This is a genomic window from Bacillus canaveralius, from assembly GCF_002860125.1.
Classification (GTDB): Bacteria; Bacillota; Bacilli; order Bacillales; family Cytobacillaceae; genus Bacillus_BJ; species Bacillus_BJ canaveralius.
This window is the reverse complement of sequence record NZ_PGVA01000041.1, coordinates 19,492-37,843: the sequence shown is the minus strand read 5'-3', so window position 1 is coordinate 37,843 and position 18,352 is coordinate 19,492. Positions and strand designations below refer to the sequence as shown.

Sequence of the window (18,352 nt, the reverse complement as noted above, 5' to 3'; positions counted from 1 at the left end):
GAAATAATGTTTGGAAACAACTGAACAAAAATGAAACAGGTGAAATGAATGAGGAAAATTTGGACAGTTTTAGGAGCTGGATTGATTTTAAGCGGCTGCAGTCAGGTGGAGTCAATCATGGAAAAGCTCCCTTTTCAACAGGCTGATAGGGAAGGCGATGAACAGGCTGAAAAGCGACAAGAAAATGTCACTCGTGACAATCTGGACAACAATGATACCGGGCAATCAACAACAGAGAATAGCCAGACAGCAGAAAACAATTCGGGTGCAGAAACTCCTGCTTCCGGCGCGCCCACCCTGGAAGCCGCTTATTTTAATAGTATAATTGAATTTAACGGAAGAGCGATCATTCAAAATCCTATTAATATTATGGCTTTGGTCAATAAAGATTTTGCCTTGCCCGATGGCTATCTCCCCGAGACGATGGTAAGGCCGAATGTACCTTTTTCCTACGGTGCTCAGGATATCGAGAAAAGCTATTTGCGCCAAGAAGCATCTGCAGCTCTGGAAAACCTGTTTGCTGAGGCCAACCGAAATGGACTTAAGCTCTATGCAGTATCGGGTTATCGGTCATATGCCCGACAAAAAGAGTTGTTTGATGCTGAAGTAAGCCGGGTTGGGGAACAAAACGCGAAACAGGTCGTTGCTGTCCCCGGAAACAGTGAACATCAAACTGGCCTGGCAATGGATATATCGAGCCAGAGTGCAGGATTGGGATTAACAGAGCAATTTGGGGAAACGCCTGAGGGAAAATGGCTTGCAGAAAATGCGCACCGATTTGGGTTTATTCTTAGATACCCGAAAGGAAAAGAAGCGATCACCGGCTATCAGTATGAACCATGGCATTTCCGTTTTGTCGGGGAAAGGGATGCAGCTGTTATTTATGAAAAAAAACTGACTCTTGAAGAATACTTTAATATTGTTTTAAAAATTTAGCATATATTGGATGGCATGATAAAAACTGATCATGCTTTTTCTTTTTGTATGTTATAAAAAGTTGTCTTTTTTTCTTTAAATTAAATTATTTGCGGTCATTAATATCCGGGAGATAGTTCATGTATAATAGGGAATAGCAGCTACAATTAGGGGCAGGTGAGCGTGATGTTCAACCGGGAGCTTGTAAAAGGAAGCACATCGTTATTAATACTATACTTTAAATGAAAAAGATATGTACGGTTACGAGATTTTCAAAGAGATGGAGGCCAGAAGCGGCCCGGCGATCAAATTGAAGGAAGAGACACTATACCCGGTGGAGTCAATTTGTTCACGCGATCAATTTGATTATGGGACGAGATGGATCATGAACAATTGCGAAAAAAGAAATACTTGGCTGAAACAGCAAAGCTGTATGGTCCTTAGAGCTTAACTTTTTCTTTGTTATTTTTTAATAAAAAATGTTATCCTAAATTTTAAGGTCTAAAAGAGTGAATTTCATAATGTAATAAGCTAATCCGAAAAACGAACGAAGGTTGACTAAATAAACAAGAGAATGCCGCAGGAAACGAATGTTACTATCTTAAATTTTAAATAACTGTTCGTCTTTCAATTAAAGAATTGCTTTATGAAATTGACTCCTGAAAAAGACTTTTTTGATGATGAAAGTGGTGAAAGACTTGGATCAAGAGAAAAGCGAAATGGATAACAAAGGACAAGAAACATCAGATAATCCTTCCAGCTATATTAGAATCAAAAAATTCCGATTTGTCATGCTGTTGTTTTTCATCGTCTTCATTACAGCTGGAATTACAACATTCGCACTCGCATTCGGTGACGAAAAAGCGGTCAATGTTGGAACGGAAAGACCGGAATTCAGCAAGCTGTATTCTGCCTATGATACGCTGCAGGAAATGTATTATAAATCAGTTGATGAAGATGAGCTGATAAACGGAGCCATTAATGGTATGGTTGAAGCTCTCGATGACCCTTATTCGGACTATATGAATGAGGAAGAAGCAAAAAGCTTTAATCAAAGCATCTCCTCGTCCTTCGAGGGTATTGGAGCGGAAATTCAGGAGCTGGATGGCAATATCGTCATCGTCTCTCCTTTGAAAGGCTCCCCGGCCGAGAAAGCGGGCCTGCAGCCGAATGATATTGTTTTGTCGGTGGATGGCAAAAGCCTGCAGGGGCTAAGTTCGACAGAAGCCGTTACACTTATTAGAGGCGAAAAAGGGACAGAGGTTAAAATAGTCCTCCAGCGCCCGGGAATGGGTGAAACAATGGATGTTTCGATTATCAGGGATACAATTCCTCTTGAAACAGTCTATGGTAAAATGATGGAGGATGGAATAGCTAATATCCAAATTACGAGTTTCTCAGAAAATACTTCAAAAGAACTTGTCGATAAGCTTAACGAGCTACAGAAACAGGGAATGAAGGGACTTGTTTTGGATTTGAGGCAAAATCCCGGCGGTCTATTAGACCAGGCGATCAAAATATCCAGTCTATTTGTTCCAAAAGGTGAAATTTTGTTCCAAATTGAAGACCGCAATGGCGGCAGAGAAGAAGTTAAATCGACACATGAGAACGGGCCAAATATTCCGCTTGTTGTCGTGATTGATAAAGGAAGCGCGAGCGCTTCAGAAATACTTGCTGCGGCCGTTAAAGAATCGGCGGATGTTCCGCTGGTCGGTGAAAAGTCCTTTGGGAAAGGAACTGTGCAGCGTGCCCAGAATTTTAAAGATGGCTCAAACATTAAATTTACAACCGAAAAATGGCTGACACCTGATCGAAACTGGATACATGAAAAAGGAATTGTTCCCGACTTTGAAGTCCAGCTTCCAGAGTATGCTTCCTTGCCTTTTATCAATCCCGATCTTGAGCTCAAACGTTCCGTAAGCTCTGCGCAAGTAAAAGCAGCACAGCAGATGCTCTCGGCAATCGGTTATCAACCTGGCAGAGAAGATGGCTTTTTCGATGAAGGAACCGAGAAGGCGGTTATCGCATTTCAGGAAGCTGAAGGCCTTGAATCAAATGGAGTCCTCAGTGGCCAATCAACCGTAAGGCTAATGGAGAAACTGCGCGAACAACTTGAAAACAATGATCCACAAATCCTAAAAGCAGTGGAAGTATTGAAACAGCAGCTTAATTCATAAACAAAAAAAGCTCTCCTGATGCGGAGAGCTTTTTTTCACCTAAGTAATTAAAAACTCTTTGTTTGGCCGATCTGCTGCAGGGTATAAACATAGCAAAACAAAGAAAAGGAGTGGTTAACTTGCCTTGGAGTAAAAACGATTATCCTGATGCCATGAAGAATCTCGATCCGAAAGTCAGGGAAAAGGCCATCGAAATTGCAAACGCACTTCTTGAAGATGGTTACGAGGATGGACGGGCTATCCCAATTGCGATCGATAAAGCAAAGGAATATGTAGACAATCATTAGTCTGGTCGTGACGTTGCCAGTGAATTGATTGAGAGCGCGCCCTTTCTGAGGGCGTTTTTGTATGTTTTTATATCAATAGGGGAAACTTTACAAAAACCGACACAGAAGTTGAGTGAGACAGATGAAAAAATTAACTTTAGCGATAGCTCTTTTACTGATTTGGACATTTGCTAATACGGCAGATTCAATGGCAAAAAAAGACGAGAGGGTTCAAATGCTCCAATGGGAAGAAGTAAACAAGCTTATTCCTAAATTTAGTACCTTTAGGGTTGAAGACCTGGAAACAGGTAAGAGATTCACTGTACAAAGAAGGGCCGGAAGCAGCCATGCTGACGTCCAACCCATTTCAAAAAAGCATACAAAGACGATGAAAAAGATCTACAGCGGCAAATGGAGCTGGAAGCGCCGCGCCATTATCGTTGAGCATAAGGGGAAAAGGATCGCAGCCTCCATGCATGGAATGCCCCATGGGGCGGGGGCGATTACAAACAATTTTCCCGGACATTTTTGCATTCATTTTTTTGGGAGTACAACACATCGTACCGATCATATGGATTTATCGCATAAGTTAATGGTTTTTAAAGCAGCCGGTCAGCTGGAGGGGTACTTGGCTGCTGCAAGTCCATTGGAACTGATAAATGCCTATATTGCCGGCTTTAAAGAAGAAGATGAAAAAATTCTAAACTGTATTATCCTGGAGAAAAGAAACTACACCCCGGTTTTTAAAAAGGTTGAAAATGTCAACATAAGCCAAATCTCAGTTCCGGCTGTAAACGAATTACAGACTGACCTTTTTGTTTCTGTACCGGTTGAAATAGAATGGTACTTAAGGGAAGAGGGAAGAGTTAAGTTTGAAGGGAATATAAACTTAATCCGCTACTCCCCTGATGGACCTTGGAAGGTAGACTCGGAAAAATTCCTTGAGGAAAACCGCTTCATAGAATGAGAAGCGGTTTTTTCGTCTGTGAACGATTTGCCAATGTCCATCAATGTTAATTGTATATATCTTGTTGGCTCATTCCGATGCAACAGTACTAAAGCTGGTTCTGACCAAACTGTATAAATGGCTGTTCATCTTGAATTAGTCCACATATGGCGCATTGCACTTTATATAACGGCCCTTTGTATGGCGTATGAAAAGGAGAGAGGGTCTCGCTTGTGTACTCCTCGAGGATTTGTCCGGTTTGCGGATGTTTTTTTACAGAATGCGGCACTTGCTCGATTATATTAAAACGGCTCCTGTTGGTCCTGCAGCTCGGACAGCGGTATGGTGTATTCAATTTGCAAGCTCCTTTCAAAATAGATTTCTTTTATTTTTTGCCAAGTTGCTAGTAATTATGTGAAAATATTGCTAGTGTATTGATGGAAGGTGAGAGGCAGAATGGATTATGATTACTTATTACAGCAATACCGATCAATATGGAATCATCGGATGCTGCCATCGAAACAGAATAGCGAAGTCGTCCTGGAAGAAGCAGTCCTGCGTGAGCTATTGGACGAGAACTCGCATCCGCGGACCCGTCGCTCACGATACGATAAGTTTTATTTAGCTGTGAGCAGAATCATCGACTCTGAACTTCCGGATCAGGATAAATTAGCATTAATTTCACTTCATAAAAAAAATATGGAGACGATTAAAGCACGCGAAAGCAATTAGACTTATGGTGAAAATGTTAAATTTATTCCTTTTGTAAAAGGAGTGCGATAGGATTTAGTCAGTTTGTATAACCCTAATTGCATATCAGAAACTGGTGTCCAGGCAAATATCTGGGCCCGGATCACTAAAACGGCTGGTAAAAAGCCGTTTTTTCTCTGATCACTTCGAACTATAAGAACGGTTAACATTGTAATCCTAAAGTAACATTTGTAAAAATGAATAGCTTAGCTAAAACTTGTCAACCCTTATTTCCTATCATATGTTTTCCAAGTGAGGCAATGCACTTCCTCGTTAACTGGTTTTATCCAATCTAATATTGTCCAATAGAATATTGTAAAAAGATGATAACTTCATAGGTTTATACCCATTTTTAAAAAGAATGTACTACTAAACTAGTTCATTTGGCACGGTCTTGGAATATCCTCCCGCAATTATTACAAAAAACGCATGTTATGATTATTTTGCAAGTCAAACAGACAAAAAACAACGAAACTAGGGAGGATCTTTGATAGATGAAGAAAAAAATGTTTTTTTCAGTTGCAGCTGCAGCAGCAATGCTGATGGCAAATCCAGTTACCGACAGAGCGGACGCGGCGTCTAACTGCCCAACTCCTGCACAGGTTAAAATGTATACTTATCAATCTGGCAATTTAACAAATGAGCAAATTGATAGCATTCTTAAAAAGTACATGAGCAATTTCAATGTTCAATGGAATAACGTTCAAGTACAGCAACCTGTACAAAAGCAGCCAGTTGCACAACCTGCTCCAAAGCAACAAGTACAACAACCTGCTCCAAAGCAGCAAACAAAACAGCCTGCTCCGAAGCAGCAAGTACAACAGCCTGCAGCACAGCAGCCAGCTAAAAAGGCACCGGCTCAACAGCCTGCCAAAGCTGCAGCTCCAGCTTCTTCCCAAGTTAGTGCATTTGAACAACAAGTGCTTGACTTAACAAACCAAGAACGTGCAAAACATGGAATTCCAGCGCTTAAATTAGATGTTGAATTAAGCAAAGTCGCCCGTGAAAAATCACGCGATATGCAAGCTAAAGGGTACTTTTCCCATAATAGCCCAACTTACGGATCTCCATTCGATATGATGAAACAATTCGGCATTTCTTACAAATCAGCCGGTGAAAATATCGCGATGGGTCAACGTTCTCCTCAAGAAGTTGTTACAGCTTGGATGAACAGTGAAGGCCACCGTAAAAACATCCTTAACCCAAGCTATACGAACCTTGGAGTAGGGCATGTTGCGCAAGGCAACTACTGGACACAAATGTTTATTGGTAAATAATAAATAACAGAAAGAAGAACCGTTTCCCAAGGAAGCGGTTCTTCTTTCATTTCTCGATGGCGTGTACAGAAGACGTGTAAAAGGCTTATACGGAAAAATGATGAATCGAGTTCAAATTCTTTCATGAACATTTAAAAATGGGTTAGAATATTGGTTAGACATTACGAAAAAGGTGATTAACATCAACATTCGCATCGCAACAGCCGCAGATATTGAACGAATAATGGAATTTGTCATACATACTGTTGAGCTAATGAATCAGGAAGGCAATGACCAATGGTCAGATACATATCCCCATAAGGATGATTTTTTGGCTGACTGCAAAGCAGGAAGTTTGTACGTAGCAGAAAAAGACGGAAGAGTGATCGGATCGATCACGATTGATCGACAAGAGCCGCCTGAGTACAAACAAGCACACTGGCGAAGTGATCAAGATTCTTTTGTTTTTCATCGGCTGGCCGTAGATCCGGATGTGAGAGGAGCAGGAATTGCCAGCAAACTTATGTCCTTTTCCGAAAGCTATGCATTGGAGAAAGGCGTATTTTATTTAAAAACAGATACATATTCCTTAAATAAGAAAGCGCAGCTTCTATTTGAAAAAAATGAGTTTGTGAAAGTTGGTGAGATGAAATTCCCAGAAAGAGACCAGCCATTTTATTGCTATGATAAATTCCTGTCTCGCATGAAATAGCATCGTATATAAGTGGCCTCATGTTTATTCCGCGCCACTGTTCTAATTTGTTTACATCGATTCATATACCTCCCAAATCCCTGCAAGGATGTTAACCTTAAAGAACATCTGTTATATCGATCTCGGAAAATTGCATATTGACGCTTTTGGGGATTCTAATTTCAAGCATTCCATCTTTATGACGCGCAGTGGCCCCTTTTTTTCGGACGAGTGCGGGAAGGGTAATGGTATGCTTGTCATCATCTTCGGGAATATGTTCAACAATCATCTGGTTGGATGTATGAGACAGTTTCATGTTATGGAGCCATTCCTGATTTCTGATCGGAATCCGCACAAAAACAAAATCATGTGTCTCAAAAACAGCTTCTTCTAGAGGAACGATGCTTTGTTTTCTGGCGTCGTGCGGGACAGGATTAACCGCACTTGCAAACTCTTTAGGATTTATCATGTCTTGCATATTTGGAGGGAACATTTTACTCATCATCTCCTCGATATGCTTTTCGATTTCTTCTGGTTTAACCTGTTTCATCATATTTTTCATGTCTTTATTTATCGGGAACAGATTCCATGGAAACAAAGTGAAACCTCCTTTCAAGGCTGAAAGGGTCGCCAGCGTTATCAACTCTATTTTCAATATATGCAAGATGAAGCCTTACCGTTAAGCGTAAAAGTTTGCATATCAGCGGTGGACTTTTTAGTATATTGGTAAAGAAACTAAATTATAAAAGAGCGGGGTAGTTAAAAGTGAAAGGGAAAATCGCTTTAATAACGGGAGGGTCCTCGGGGATTGGGAAGAGCACAGCTATCGAGCTCGCCAAAAATGGTGTTCATTTAATCATAAATTACCGAAATAGCAAGGAAGACGCCGTTGAATTAGCCAGCAGCCTGACTGAAATGTATGGAACCGAAAATATTGCCGTGAAGGGTGATGTTTCAGACGAAGGGCAATGCAGCAAAGTTGTGTCAGAAGCTTTTTCGTTGTTCGCTTCTATCGATATTGTCATTCATAATGCCGGCCCTTATATCCATGAAAAAAAACGGTTAACCGACTATTCTCCGCAAGAATGGAATTATCTTATAAATGGAAACCTGAATGGAGTTTTTTATTTATCAAGACTTTTGATCCCGAAGATGAGGGAAGCAAGGTGGGGAAGAATCATTACGATTGGCTTTGATCGCGTCGAATCGGCGCCGGGCTGGATATACAGATCAGGATTTGCTGCCGCAAAAACCGGTCTCGCCTCATTGACGAAGACAATTGCCCTTGAGGAGGCAGAATACGGGATAACCGCAAATATGGTATGCCCGGGTGACATTATAGGTGATTGGAAAGAAAAAAGTATCTCAGATTCTTTGCAAGTGCGTGATTCGGAAACACCGGTTGGCAGACCGGGAACAGGGGAAGACATTGCAAGAGTGATATGTTTTTTAGTGGAGGAAAGCTCGTCATTTATAACAGGGAGTATTATGCCAGTTACGGGTGGAAAGGACGTATTAGGCAAAGCTTACAAACAATCATGAACAAGACCGGCAGCCAATAGAGCTGCCGGTTTCGGTTGATTATTCTTCTGAAAGGGAAGGGCTGAGCTTGTTTTTTTGAAGGAATATCAGTCTGCTTACCAAACAGACCGCTCCGACGGCCAGGCCTGATATGAGTCCAACCCAATATCCGAAGGCGCTCCAGTCTGTGTAATTAGCAAGAATATACCCTAATGGAAGGCCAATCACCCAATACGAAAATAAAGCCATAATCAATGTGATATTTACATCCTTATATCCGCGCAGTGCACCTTGTACAGGCGCCTGTATCGCATCTGAAAGCTGAAAGAATAAGGCGAAAATCAAAAAATCGATCGTTAAATTTAACACTTCCGGGTCCTTGGTATAAATCGCGGCGACATCTTTTCTGAACTGTAAAAGGATAAAGCCGCACACAATTGATAATATCACGGCAAGTCCGATGCCAATCCAGCTATATTCCTTTGCATCCCTGTATCTTTTTGCACCAACCTCAAAGCCAACAACGATTGTCAATGCCATCGATATGCTTAACGGAATCATATATAAAAAAGAGGCGAAGTTAATTGCAATTTGGTGGGCAGCGATTGTAGCGGTATCAAATGTACTCATCAATAAGGTAACCGCTGAAAAGATACTGGTTTCAAAGAAAATAGCGAAACCGATTGGAACACCAATCATTAAAATCTCCTTCCATTTATACAACGAGAGTCCTGGAAGGCTTTTAAATACACCAAATTGTGTAAAAGGTTCCAACTTAATAATGACAAAGACAGCAATTAACGTGATCAGCCAATATGTGATCGCTGAAGCTATACCGGCACCGACACCACCCAGCTCCGGGAAGCCGAATTTTCCGAAAATAAACAAATAGTTAAAAAGAACGTTAATCGGAACAGCCATTAATGTGATCATCATTGTAACCCTCGTTTTTCCTAATGCATCTATGAAAGAACGAAGAACATTGTAGACAAATAGTGGGATCATTCCGAAGCTTAAAGCGATAATATAGTTTCGGGCAATTTCCCGCACCTCAGTCTCCAGCTGCATGGTGTTCAGAATAGGATTTAAAATGAGCGAACCGACAGCGATGACAAATATCGCAGTGACCACTGAAAGATAGACGCCTTGAACGACTGAATAGGAAGCTTCCTTGCTTTCCTTCGCACCGACAAGTTGGGCAACAATAGGAGTGACGGCAAGCAAAATGCCGCTTAATCCGGTAAAAACGGGTACCCAAAGCGATGATCCAATCGCAACTCCAGCTAGATCATAATGGCTGAAATGTCCTGACATCATGATGTCAAAGAAGTTAATCCCATACATGGCCAGCTGGGTGACCAAAATGGGAAGGAGTATGACAAATAATTGTTTTAGCTTTTCTTTTCTGCTGTTTGTTCGTTCCATGTTTTTTGCCCTCGTTTTCTTTTCGTATAACGGAAAGAATTATATCATACACCAGATGTTGATGAGCTTTTATATCTCCCATCGATCGTAAAAAGCAACAAAGCGAGTAAATGCATGTAAACTTGGTTTGTCTATTAGAGCCGTCATCTTTTATAACGCCTGTGCATACATATATGTCATCGAGACAAGCGTAATGAAAGAGGGGTAGACTAATGGCGTACCGTGGTTCAAAAGGCTGGTATATTTCACAATTAAAGGCAGAGGGTGTTACAAGGCATCCGGTTGAAAGAAGAAAGCTAGAACTATATAAAACGTATATAATTCGAAATCTCTATTTGGAAATGGTCCGAGCAAAAGTCAAATAGAATCAGCATACGGCGGTCAATGCGAAAAATTTAGCTCAAAATAAAAACGCTCCGATGCACGGAGCGTTAGTTGTATTGGACAATAATCTTCGAACGACGCCGGCAGCCTATGCTTCAAGCAAATGTGAAGCGTCTTGCTGCTGTGCACCGTTCCTGAGAATTTGCAAGGTATAGACATCTTTCGGGATTTCAAATAAATCATAAATTTTTCCTGTAGCATTCAATTGATTATATATGGTTTTTCTTGTTTCATTCGCTTTGATGGCATAAGGCAGTTTTTCGGCAGCCTTCCGTGAACGGACGTTTTCAGTGCGGATTCGCATGAAAATCGTATCAATGCCGGCCTCATAAAAAAGCTCCTCAAAAAACGCGTCTTTCGCTAGTTGATTGTATCCTTTTCCATGGAATGGCTTGCCAAGCCATGTCCCTAAGAAGCCCGCATTATCTTGAATATTAAACAGGTTAATCGTCCCGATTGGACATCCCCATTCGTCAAGAATCGTTCGCGAAATGATTTCACCACGTTCTTCAGCTTCAATGGTCTGTTTTGTTATGAATAAAAACTCATCATAGGAATAAGCTTTTTGGCGTACAAAAGGAAAAACATCAGGGTGAACCATTAAATCATACAAGGCGTGACAGTCGTGAAGATCACGTTTCTTGAGCATGTGTTTACCTCCATCCTGAGGACAGTCCGAATCCATACCTAAATAGACTCTGGGTCCACCCTCGAAATTTTTTGTAATGTTGCTAAAAAATTTCGGGGTGGGAATCGAACCCACTAGAACCAGTAAACTGGTGGCGCACCATTTGCCTTCCCAATTGCTCGCATACGGTTATTTACTTTTTTATAAAAGCTTTGAAAACATCGTACTTAAGGTATAATACTAAAAAAATATCAAAAAAGAAATAGGTAAAATGTTAATTTTTATAGCGGAATTTTAACATTTTTCTACAAAAAATTAACTGTCTGTAAAGACGAAATTTCCGTCGATCATCGTCCACTTTGGTTTAGCAAAAAAATGGAAAGGATGATGGCTCCATAACACTAAATCAGCATCTTTTCCCGCACTAATGCTCCCCAGCTTTTCGTCGATTCTTAAATTTTTCGCTGCTAACAGGGTGATACCTTCAAGCGCTTTTTGCTCGGATAATCCTTCCCTGACAGCGATGGCGGCACAAACATTTAAGTATTGTATCGGGGTGTATGGGTGGTCAGTGGTGATCGAAACTTCGATTCCATGCTCTGTCAGTTCCCGATAAGTTCTCCAGTGTTTATTCTTTAGTTCGACCTTCGATTTTCTCGTTAATGTCGGGCCAACGCAGACTTTTAATTTTTGCCCTGCCAGCTCGTTTGCAATGAGATGCCCTTCCGTGCAATGCTCGATGCGGAGATCAAGACGAAACTCTTCGGCAAATCTTATTGCCGAGATGATATCGTCTGCACGATGGGCATGGATTCTAACGGGGATTTCTCTCTTTAATGCTTTTACTAGCGGGGCCATTCTCAGCGAGTCTGGTTGGTCAGTATTTTTTGCTTCGTAAAACGCTTCGCGCAGCATGCCCATAATCCCCATTCTCGTAATAGAATCCTTATTTCCCTGACTGTGAATCCGCTTCGGATTTTCGCCAAAGGCAATCTTTAAACCGGCCGTTTCCTGGATAAGCATTTTTTGAATGTTTTTCCCACAAGTTTTAATAACGGACGTCGTTCCCCCAACCACATTCGCGCTGCCCGGCATAACATGCACGGTTGTAATTCCATATTTGACCGCATCCGAAAATGCGGGATCTAAAGGATAAACCCCATCGATGGCCCGGATATGCGGACTCATTGCTTCAATCGTTTCATTGGCGTCATTGCCAGCCCAGCCCGTTCCTTCGTCGTAAAGACCGAGATGGGTATGCACATCAATGAACCCGGGAAACAGATAGCACTGATCGCAGTCAATGATTTTCGCGTCACTGCCGGTCACAAGATTTTTCCCAACCAGGGCAATTTTACCGTCTTCTACTAAGACATCACCGGTTAACAATGGTGGTGAGGCAATCGGATATACCTTCGCATTTTTCAATAAAGTCTTCATTTGACTTCTTCCTTTAAAACATGCTTAAAAAGCACCAGTGATCTGAAGGGCAAGTATTGTAAACCCGAGAATCCAAACATAAACGGCAAAGATCTTCAGCGATTTTGTTTTTAAAAATTGAATCATCCAGACGACAGCTGCATATCCGAACAAAGCAGATGCCAATGTCGCAATCAGCAGGCTGCTGAAGGGAAGCGCTTCTACATGCCCTGAATACAGCTTGCCAGCCTGGAGAACAATGCCTCCGGCAATCGCTGGGATCGACAGCAAAAAAGAAAAATAAGCGGCCGATTCCCGGTCCAATTTTCGAAATAAACCGGCTGCGATCGTTAGCCCCGAGCGGGATAACGCCGGAAAAATGGCAGCTGCCTGAAAAAAACCGATGAAAAGGGCATCGCCGTAGCCTATGTTATCGATATTCTTTGCTCCATGTTTTACACTATCGGCAATCCAGAGGATCAAGCCGGTGACGAGAAACTCCCAACCAATCGTAGCGCCGGTTTTTGAAATAGAATCGAACAAGTCGTTGAACAGAAACCCGACAATGACAGCCGGAATCGTCCCTACTGTGACGAGCATTGCCAGTTTCCCAAACGGATTTTTTAGCATTTTTAGCAGCTCATTCTTATAGACGACAAGCACGGCAAGCAGTGTACCAACGTGGAGCATTGTATCGAGAAAAAGTCCTGCTTCATCAAGCCCAAAAAAGTGTCTTCCCAAATACAAATGGCCAGTGCTGGAAATAGGCAAGAATTCGGTTAAACCTTGAATCATCCCCAGTACGAGCGCTTCAAGCTTAGACAACATTGATTATCACCCTTTGTATCTTTGTCTATAATCATTTGTATTCAAGTTGTCCTAAACAAGAACATCAAACATAATCAAGTGCCGGGTCATTTAAAAGAGGAAACTTTTCACATGATGGAACGTAAATAATAGAGAGAAGTATATTCTAATTTGGGGGAACCTGCGATGGATAGAAAACGACCGACTAATGACGAAAGGCTTCTGGCGACCGCGATATATGTGAGCAGTTTTTTTACCACGTTTATCGGCCCGCTGATCATCTGGCTAATAAAGAAAAACGAATCCGCTTTTGTTGATTATCATGGCAGAGAGTATTTTAACTTTATTATTTCTTACGCGATTTATTCGATCATAAGCGTTTTGTTGATGCTCGTCTTAATCGGCTTTGTCACGATCTGGATTATTGGAATTCTTACAGTTGTGTTTACGATCATCGCAGCAATTAAAGCATTTGAAGGGGAAGAATACCGAATTCCATTTATATTTCGGATTCTCTAGCAGACAGGGTGGCGATATTGAAGGCAAACTCACAGACATCTCACTTGAGGTGTCTGTTTTTCTATCAAAATATAGAACCGGAAATAATTGTTAGCTACTGAAACATACGGGGCTAATTCAATTCAGTCAGCCCTTATTTTGTAATAACGCTCAAAAAACAGATCGGACGGTAGTCGCCAATCAGTCGAGCCATTTATACATATAATATTCATTGACTGCTTCCCCGTCGATGATCAGGGAGCCGATTTTTTCCCCTTCAAGTTTAAAGCCCATCTTTTTATAAAGATGATAGGCTGGTGCATTCGTTTTAATCACCGTCAATTCAAGCCTTTTCAGTCCTCGCTGCTTTGCCCATTCAAACAATTTCTCAAACAGCATTGTGCCGATTCCATGGCCACGATACCCTGAACGGATATCAATGACTATATAGGCTGCATGCTGTTTGCGCTTTTGGGTGTTGCCGATGCCAATAATGTAGCCGGTCAGCCGGTTATCTTCTTCCGCTACGAATATGGTTGTATGCGGATTTGCTAAAAATTGGCTAATTTTAGTCTCCTCTTTTTTAACAGACGATGTTCGTTCCCCGGGCTCGAAAAGCATAAAACCCGAGTCATCAACTTCCATTAATAGCTCAAGAAATTTTTCGGCGTCTTTCGCGGCTATTTCTCTGATCATTTACATTCCTCTTCCTGTCTGTAACTTATCTTGCGTTTTCACTCCAAAAAAAACATCTTTTACAAAGAAGAATAATAGACTATTAAAAAGGATTCATGATTGAACATGAACTAGATTTCAAACAGGCGAGGTGCACAAGAATGACCATTCACCAGTACTATAAGCACTCGGCTGCTACTTCGTTAAATGGCAGCCTCCTATTCCTTATTCCACCCGGTTTAATGTTAGGCATTTCGTTATGGCTGAATATTCAGCTGCCCATTTTAGCTTTGGTTGCTCCATTTCTATTACTTAGCTTTTTCTCCTATCAAAAACACCTTTTACTTGAGGAACAGTCTAGAAGCAGTGCTTTCACATTCAATGATGAACCACAGCAGGGAAAACACGCGTTAAACGAAGATCAGCTGCTATTAACGTTTCTTCCTGCTCCTTCGTTGAGAATGCTATTATTCAACCCGGACGGAATTCTTGCCGGGGAAATCAAGGATCTGCGGTTTTGGAAATGGAGATGGCTGCTGCCCTATTTTCTAGATAAGTCGATTCCGGCCCAATACGGATTTTATAATGGTAATAATCAACTTGCAGCAATCATTAAACTGAAAAAAAAAGAGATTATCGTAACTGACTCTGATCAAACAGAAATGGTCAGAATCAAGCGCAACTCACTGAAATCTTTTCACATTGATATGAATGGTGAAAAAATAAATATTCATTTAACGGGTTCAACTGCGTTTACAGATATTCGCTATGTCTGGACAGATCGGACACCGGAGGTTATTTTGAGAAAAGGCTGGATGCCGCTTGAATGGAGCAAACAGTTTAAAGACCCAAACACACCAGTCCTAACCTTTCACAGCAAGGATTCGCAAAAAAAACGGTTGGCGATGTTTTCACTTCTGACACTGTATTATCGCTACTCGAACCATTAAGAAAGCAATTTCAAATTTAAAAGCTAAATCAATTTTTCTTGTTGTGTAAATAGTGTATGATAAAACCAACCGCGATGGCTAGTTTCTATTAAATATTTACAATAATAATGCTTTTTTAGGACCGATAAACGTAAAAGGGGAATGAAAGTAGGTTAGCAGGTTTGAAAAGATTGTTGATAATGGCAGCTGCCGCCATCCTTGTTTTGTATCTAGTAGATACCTTCATTTTAATGGATAACAAACCGAGTGAAGAGATTCTCAAAATTGAAAAGTACGAGGAAGTTAATAATCCAAACGAGCTTCCGATTGGGATAGAGCCGGGAAATCGGGTCCCCAATTTTGAATTAACGGATATCGAAGGAAAGAAGGTCATCCTTGAAGAATTAAGAGGAAAAAAGCTTCTACTTAATTTCTGGGCAAGCTGGTGTCCGCCATGCAAAGAAGAAATGCCTTATATGCAAGAAATGTATGAGAAATATCAAAAGGATGGTTATGAAATACTTGCCGTCAATTCAACGGTTACAGAAAAAAACAGGCAGGATGCCGTTGATTTTGTGAAAAAGTACGGACTGACATTTCCAATTCCAATGGATGAGAGGAATGAAGTTTCTTCCCGGTTCGAAATACTCACGTACCCGACAAGCCTTTTTATTGATTCTGACGGAATCATTCGCAGCAGAATAATCGGCGGAGTAAATAAAGAATTTTTAGAAGATGAACTGAAAAGATTACCATAAGAAGAGGAGATGCCGTTTGCATCTCCTGTTTTTTTGTAACTGTTGTTAGCAAGATCCACATGATTAAACACTTAAACAGATATCCTGTGGTACAAAACCCTGAATCTAAAAATTGCATAAATTAATACGTTAATGTACGATAGCAATAACAACTTAATTTTAGAATGGCTATATTTTATAGCCGCCTTCGGGGTCGGGTGCAATTCCCAACCGGCGGTGATGAGGCATCGGTCTCTAAGCCCGTGACCCGTTTTCACATTTTGGAAACGGTGGATTTGGTGAAATTCCAAAGCCGACAGTAAAAGTCTGGATGGGAGAAGGCATAAATATGCGTTGGAAAATAGCTTTTTACAACGTTTATTTTGTCATGGCTTTCACCCCGTACTGTTTTTAGTACGGGGTTTTTAATTGTACAAATTAAAATTTTCAGAAGGGCATCCATAAAGGTGGTGAGAAAGAATGTTTACAGGAATCGTTGAAGAAATCGGCACATTGCAGCGTATTTCACAACAGGGTGAAGCGTTAAAATTGAATATTTATGCCAAAAAGGTGCTTGAAGATATTCAGCTTGGCGATAGCATTTCGATCAATGGAGTTTGCCTGACGGTAACCGAATTCAATGCTAATTCATTTGCTGCCGATGTGATGCCGGAGACGTATAGATCGACTTCCTTGTCGCTTTTGCGGAGAGGGTCGCCTGTGAACCTCGAACGGGCGATGGCAGCGAACGGCAGGTTTGGCGGTCACTTTGTTACAGGCCACGTTGATGGTACCGGGTCGATCATCCGTAAGAGAACAAAAGATAACGCCATATACGTTGATATTGAAATTCCCGAACACGGGATTGAGTATGTTGTCTTTAAGGGGTCGATTGCGATTGATGGGACGTCATTAACGATTTTTGCGGTAGAAAATAATCTCATTACCGTTTCGCTCATTCCCCACACAAGTAAAGAAACCGTTCTTGGCTTGAAGGAACCAGGCGAGATTGTGAATATTGAATTCGATATGCTTGCAAAATATTTACATACCATCATCGAGAACAAAATGAGCAGCCAGCAAAAAGACAACCGGATATCTGCTGATTTCTTACGGGAAAACGGCTTCATGTAACTGAAAGGTGGAATTTAAATGTTTGACCGAATTGAAGATGCCCTTGAAGATTTAAGACAGGGAAGAATAGTCATTGTCTGTGACAATGAAGATCGCGAAAATGAAGGAGACTTTGTCTGCCTCGCTGAACTTTCCAGCCCGGAAGTGATCAATTTTATGGCGAAGGAAGGCAGGGGTTTGATTTGCGTGCCAATTACAAAAAAATTGGCCGAGAAACTACGATTGGACCCAATGATCGAAAACAATACCGATTCACACGGAACGGCTTTTACCGTCAGCATTGATCATGTTGAAACGACGACGGGGATCAGTGCGTTTGAGCGGTCTTTAACGATCAGAAAAATGCTGGATAAGAAAGCAACCGGAGGCGATTTTAAACGTCCAGGGCATGTTTTTCCGCTTATCGCCAACAACGGCGGTGTCGTGGAAAGAGCCGGCCATACGGAAGCGGCTGTTGATTTAGCTAGATTATGCGGCTCGCCGCCAGCCGGGGTCATCTGTGAAATCATGAATGAAGACGGTACGATGGCCAGAGTTCCTGACTTGAAGAAGCTTGCCAATAAATTTGATATGAGGATGATTACAATCGCGGATTTAATTCAATACAGTCTTAAACATGATTCACTTGTTCAAAAAAGATGAAATTGTATATAAGGAGAGAAACACGATGAAAAAAGTAATCGAAGGAAATTTGATTGGAACAGGCTTGAAAATGGCGATCGTTGTCGGCCGTTTTAATGAATTTATCACAAGCAAGCTGCTCAGCGGTGCCGAGGATGCGCTTTATCGGCATGGCGTCCAGGAAGAAGATGTCACGATTGCCTGGGTTCCGGGAGCATTTGAAATTCCTTTGATGGCCAAAAAACTTGCCGAATCAGGAAAATATGATGCTGTCATTACGCTCGGAACAGTAATAAGAGGGGCGACACCCCATTTCGAATACGTTAGCGGCGAGACGGCAAAGGGTGTTGCCAGCAGCAGCCTCCAGACAGGGATCCCAATCATTTTTGGCGTATTGACGACCGAAACAATTGAACAAGCGATTGAACGGGCCGGTACAAAAGCTGGAAACAAAGGCTGGGAAGCAGCAACAAGTGCCATTGAAATGGCGAATTTGTACAAGCAGCTATAATAGACGGAACAAGCTCCAGTGTGGGGCTTGTTTTTTTCTGGCTGTCAGATTATCCACTCAAT

At 41.5% G+C, this 18,352-nt stretch carries 21 protein-coding genes, 2 pseudogenes and 1 riboswitch; of the genes and pseudogenes, 16 read left to right on the top strand and 7 right to left on the bottom strand.

All coding sequences use genetic code 11. The annotated features are described in order from the left end of the window. Positions 1-48 precede the first annotated feature (48 nt). The 5 genes and pseudogenes from CU635_RS16060 (at position 49) to CU635_RS16045 (ending at position 4,325) form a co-directional block, all read left to right on the top strand. Complete coding sequence (locus tag CU635_RS16060) at positions 49-936, top strand: M15 family metallopeptidase (RefSeq protein WP_101578399.1); 888 nt, start codon at positions 49-51, stop codon at positions 934-936. Positions 937-1,101: 165 nt separating this feature from the next. Then, positions 1,102-1,249, top strand: a pseudogene (locus tag CU635_RS23865) (PadR family transcriptional regulator); the annotation flags it as partial. 343 nt (positions 1,250-1,592) lie between these two features. After that, positions 1,593-3,092 (top strand): lmo1851 family serine protease, encoded by a 1,500-nt coding sequence (locus CU635_RS16050; RefSeq protein ID WP_483860570.1) that lies wholly within the window; start codon positions 1,593-1,595, stop codon positions 3,090-3,092. Positions 3,093-3,202: 110 nt separating this feature from the next. After that, entirely contained in the window at positions 3,203-3,379 is a 177-nt protein-coding gene (locus CU635_RS23410; protein ID WP_483860571.1) for a DUF2188 domain-containing protein, read from the top strand. Between the two features lie 121 nt (positions 3,380-3,500). Continuing rightward, complete coding sequence (locus CU635_RS16045) at positions 3,501-4,325, top strand: hypothetical protein (protein WP_101578398.1); 825 nt, start codon at positions 3,501-3,503, stop codon at positions 4,323-4,325. 88 nt (positions 4,326-4,413) lie between these two features. Here the strand turns inward: CU635_RS16045 and CU635_RS23860 are convergent, their stop codons facing one another. Then, the gene (locus CU635_RS23860; protein WP_101578397.1) at positions 4,414-4,659 is read right to left on the bottom strand and encodes a DNA alkylation repair protein; all 246 of its coding nucleotides are present in this window, start codon (positions 4,657-4,659) and stop codon (positions 4,414-4,416) included. A 101-nt stretch (positions 4,660-4,760) separates the two neighbouring features. On the opposite strand from CU635_RS23860, the gene CU635_RS16035 reads away from it, so the two are divergent. From CU635_RS16035 to CU635_RS16025, 3 genes are all read left to right on the top strand, one after another. Further along, positions 4,761-5,036, top strand: a complete 276-nt coding sequence (locus CU635_RS16035; protein WP_101578396.1) for a hypothetical protein — start codon at positions 4,761-4,763, stop codon at positions 5,034-5,036. Positions 5,037-5,548: 512 nt separating this feature from the next. Beyond that, on the top strand, positions 5,549-6,331 hold the full coding sequence (locus CU635_RS16030; RefSeq protein ID WP_101578395.1) for a CAP domain-containing protein: 783 nt from the start codon (positions 5,549-5,551) through the stop codon (positions 6,329-6,331). Positions 6,332-6,503: 172 nt separating this feature from the next. Then, complete coding sequence (locus tag CU635_RS16025) at positions 6,504-7,022, top strand: GNAT family N-acetyltransferase (protein ID WP_308303486.1); 519 nt, start codon at positions 6,504-6,506, stop codon at positions 7,020-7,022. 97 nt (positions 7,023-7,119) lie between these two features. On the opposite strand, the gene CU635_RS16020 is transcribed toward CU635_RS16025, so the two are convergent. Beyond that, positions 7,120-7,599 carry an Hsp20/alpha crystallin family protein gene (locus CU635_RS16020; RefSeq protein WP_101578394.1) on the bottom strand — a complete coding sequence of 160 codons (480 nt, stop codon included), beginning with the start codon at positions 7,597-7,599 and terminating at the stop codon, positions 7,120-7,122. 167 nt (positions 7,600-7,766) lie between these two features. On the opposite strand from CU635_RS16020, the gene CU635_RS16015 reads away from it, so the two are divergent. After that, positions 7,767-8,543, top strand: a complete 777-nt coding sequence (locus tag CU635_RS16015) for an SDR family oxidoreductase (RefSeq protein ID WP_101578393.1) — start codon at positions 7,767-7,769, stop codon at positions 8,541-8,543. 39 nt (positions 8,544-8,582) lie between these two features. Here the strand turns inward: CU635_RS16015 and CU635_RS16010 are convergent, their stop codons facing one another. Next, positions 8,583-9,947: an MATE family efflux transporter gene (locus tag CU635_RS16010; protein WP_101578392.1), complete on the bottom strand. Its 1,365-nt coding sequence runs from the start codon at positions 9,945-9,947 to the stop codon at positions 8,583-8,585. A 212-nt stretch (positions 9,948-10,159) separates the two neighbouring features. Between CU635_RS16010 and CU635_RS16005 the strand changes: the two genes are divergently transcribed. Next, positions 10,160-10,312, top strand: a complete 153-nt coding sequence (locus CU635_RS16005) for a YflJ family protein (RefSeq protein ID WP_101578391.1) — start codon at positions 10,160-10,162, stop codon at positions 10,310-10,312. A gap of 107 nt (positions 10,313-10,419) precedes the next feature. On the opposite strand, the gene CU635_RS16000 is transcribed toward CU635_RS16005, so the two are convergent. The 3 genes from CU635_RS16000 to CU635_RS15990 all read right to left on the bottom strand — a co-directional run bounded on the left by CU635_RS16000 (position 10,420) and on the right by CU635_RS15990 (position 13,206). Continuing rightward, complete coding sequence (locus CU635_RS16000) at positions 10,420-10,980, bottom strand: GNAT family N-acetyltransferase (protein ID WP_101578390.1); 561 nt, start codon at positions 10,978-10,980, stop codon at positions 10,420-10,422. 294 nt (positions 10,981-11,274) lie between these two features. After that, entirely contained in the window at positions 11,275-12,399 is a 1,125-nt protein-coding gene (locus tag CU635_RS15995) for an amidohydrolase (protein ID WP_101578389.1), read from the bottom strand. Between the two features lie 24 nt (positions 12,400-12,423). After that, a complete protein-coding gene (locus tag CU635_RS15990; RefSeq protein WP_101578388.1) occupies positions 12,424-13,206 on the bottom strand; it encodes an undecaprenyl-diphosphate phosphatase in 783 nt (260 codons plus the stop codon). 165 nt (positions 13,207-13,371) lie between these two features. On the opposite strand from CU635_RS15990, the gene CU635_RS15985 reads away from it, so the two are divergent. After that, on the top strand, positions 13,372-13,704 hold the full coding sequence (locus CU635_RS15985; RefSeq protein WP_101578387.1) for a DUF4870 domain-containing protein: 333 nt from the start codon (positions 13,372-13,374) through the stop codon (positions 13,702-13,704). 180 nt (positions 13,705-13,884) lie between these two features. Here the strand turns inward: CU635_RS15985 and CU635_RS15980 are convergent, their stop codons facing one another. Continuing rightward, positions 13,885-14,379: a GNAT family N-acetyltransferase gene (locus tag CU635_RS15980; RefSeq protein ID WP_101578386.1), complete on the bottom strand. Its 495-nt coding sequence runs from the start codon at positions 14,377-14,379 to the stop codon at positions 13,885-13,887. A gap of 140 nt (positions 14,380-14,519) precedes the next feature. On the opposite strand from CU635_RS15980, the gene CU635_RS15975 reads away from it, so the two are divergent. From CU635_RS15975 to ribH, 5 genes and pseudogenes are all read left to right on the top strand, one after another. Continuing rightward, the gene (locus CU635_RS15975; RefSeq protein ID WP_101578385.1) at positions 14,520-15,308 is read left to right on the top strand and encodes a hypothetical protein; all 789 of its coding nucleotides are present in this window, start codon (positions 14,520-14,522) and stop codon (positions 15,306-15,308) included. Between the two features lie 161 nt (positions 15,309-15,469). Then, complete coding sequence (locus CU635_RS15970) at positions 15,470-16,045, top strand: TlpA disulfide reductase family protein (protein ID WP_101578384.1); 576 nt, start codon at positions 15,470-15,472, stop codon at positions 16,043-16,045. Between the two features lie 179 nt (positions 16,046-16,224). Continuing rightward, positions 16,225-16,371, top strand: a riboswitch (FMN riboswitch). A 133-nt stretch (positions 16,372-16,504) separates the two neighbouring features. Beyond that, the gene (gene ribE / locus CU635_RS15965) at positions 16,505-17,158 is read left to right on the top strand and encodes a riboflavin synthase (RefSeq protein WP_101578383.1); all 654 of its coding nucleotides are present in this window, start codon (positions 16,505-16,507) and stop codon (positions 17,156-17,158) included. An 18-nt stretch (positions 17,159-17,176) separates the two neighbouring features. Beyond that, positions 17,177-17,794: pseudogene (gene ribB / locus CU635_RS15960) on the top strand (3,4-dihydroxy-2-butanone-4-phosphate synthase); the annotation flags it as partial. Positions 17,795-17,825: 31 nt separating this feature from the next. Next, on the top strand, positions 17,826-18,290 hold the full coding sequence (ribH, locus tag CU635_RS15955) for a 6,7-dimethyl-8-ribityllumazine synthase (protein WP_101578381.1): 465 nt from the start codon (positions 17,826-17,828) through the stop codon (positions 18,288-18,290). Positions 18,291-18,352: the final 62 nt, after the last annotated feature.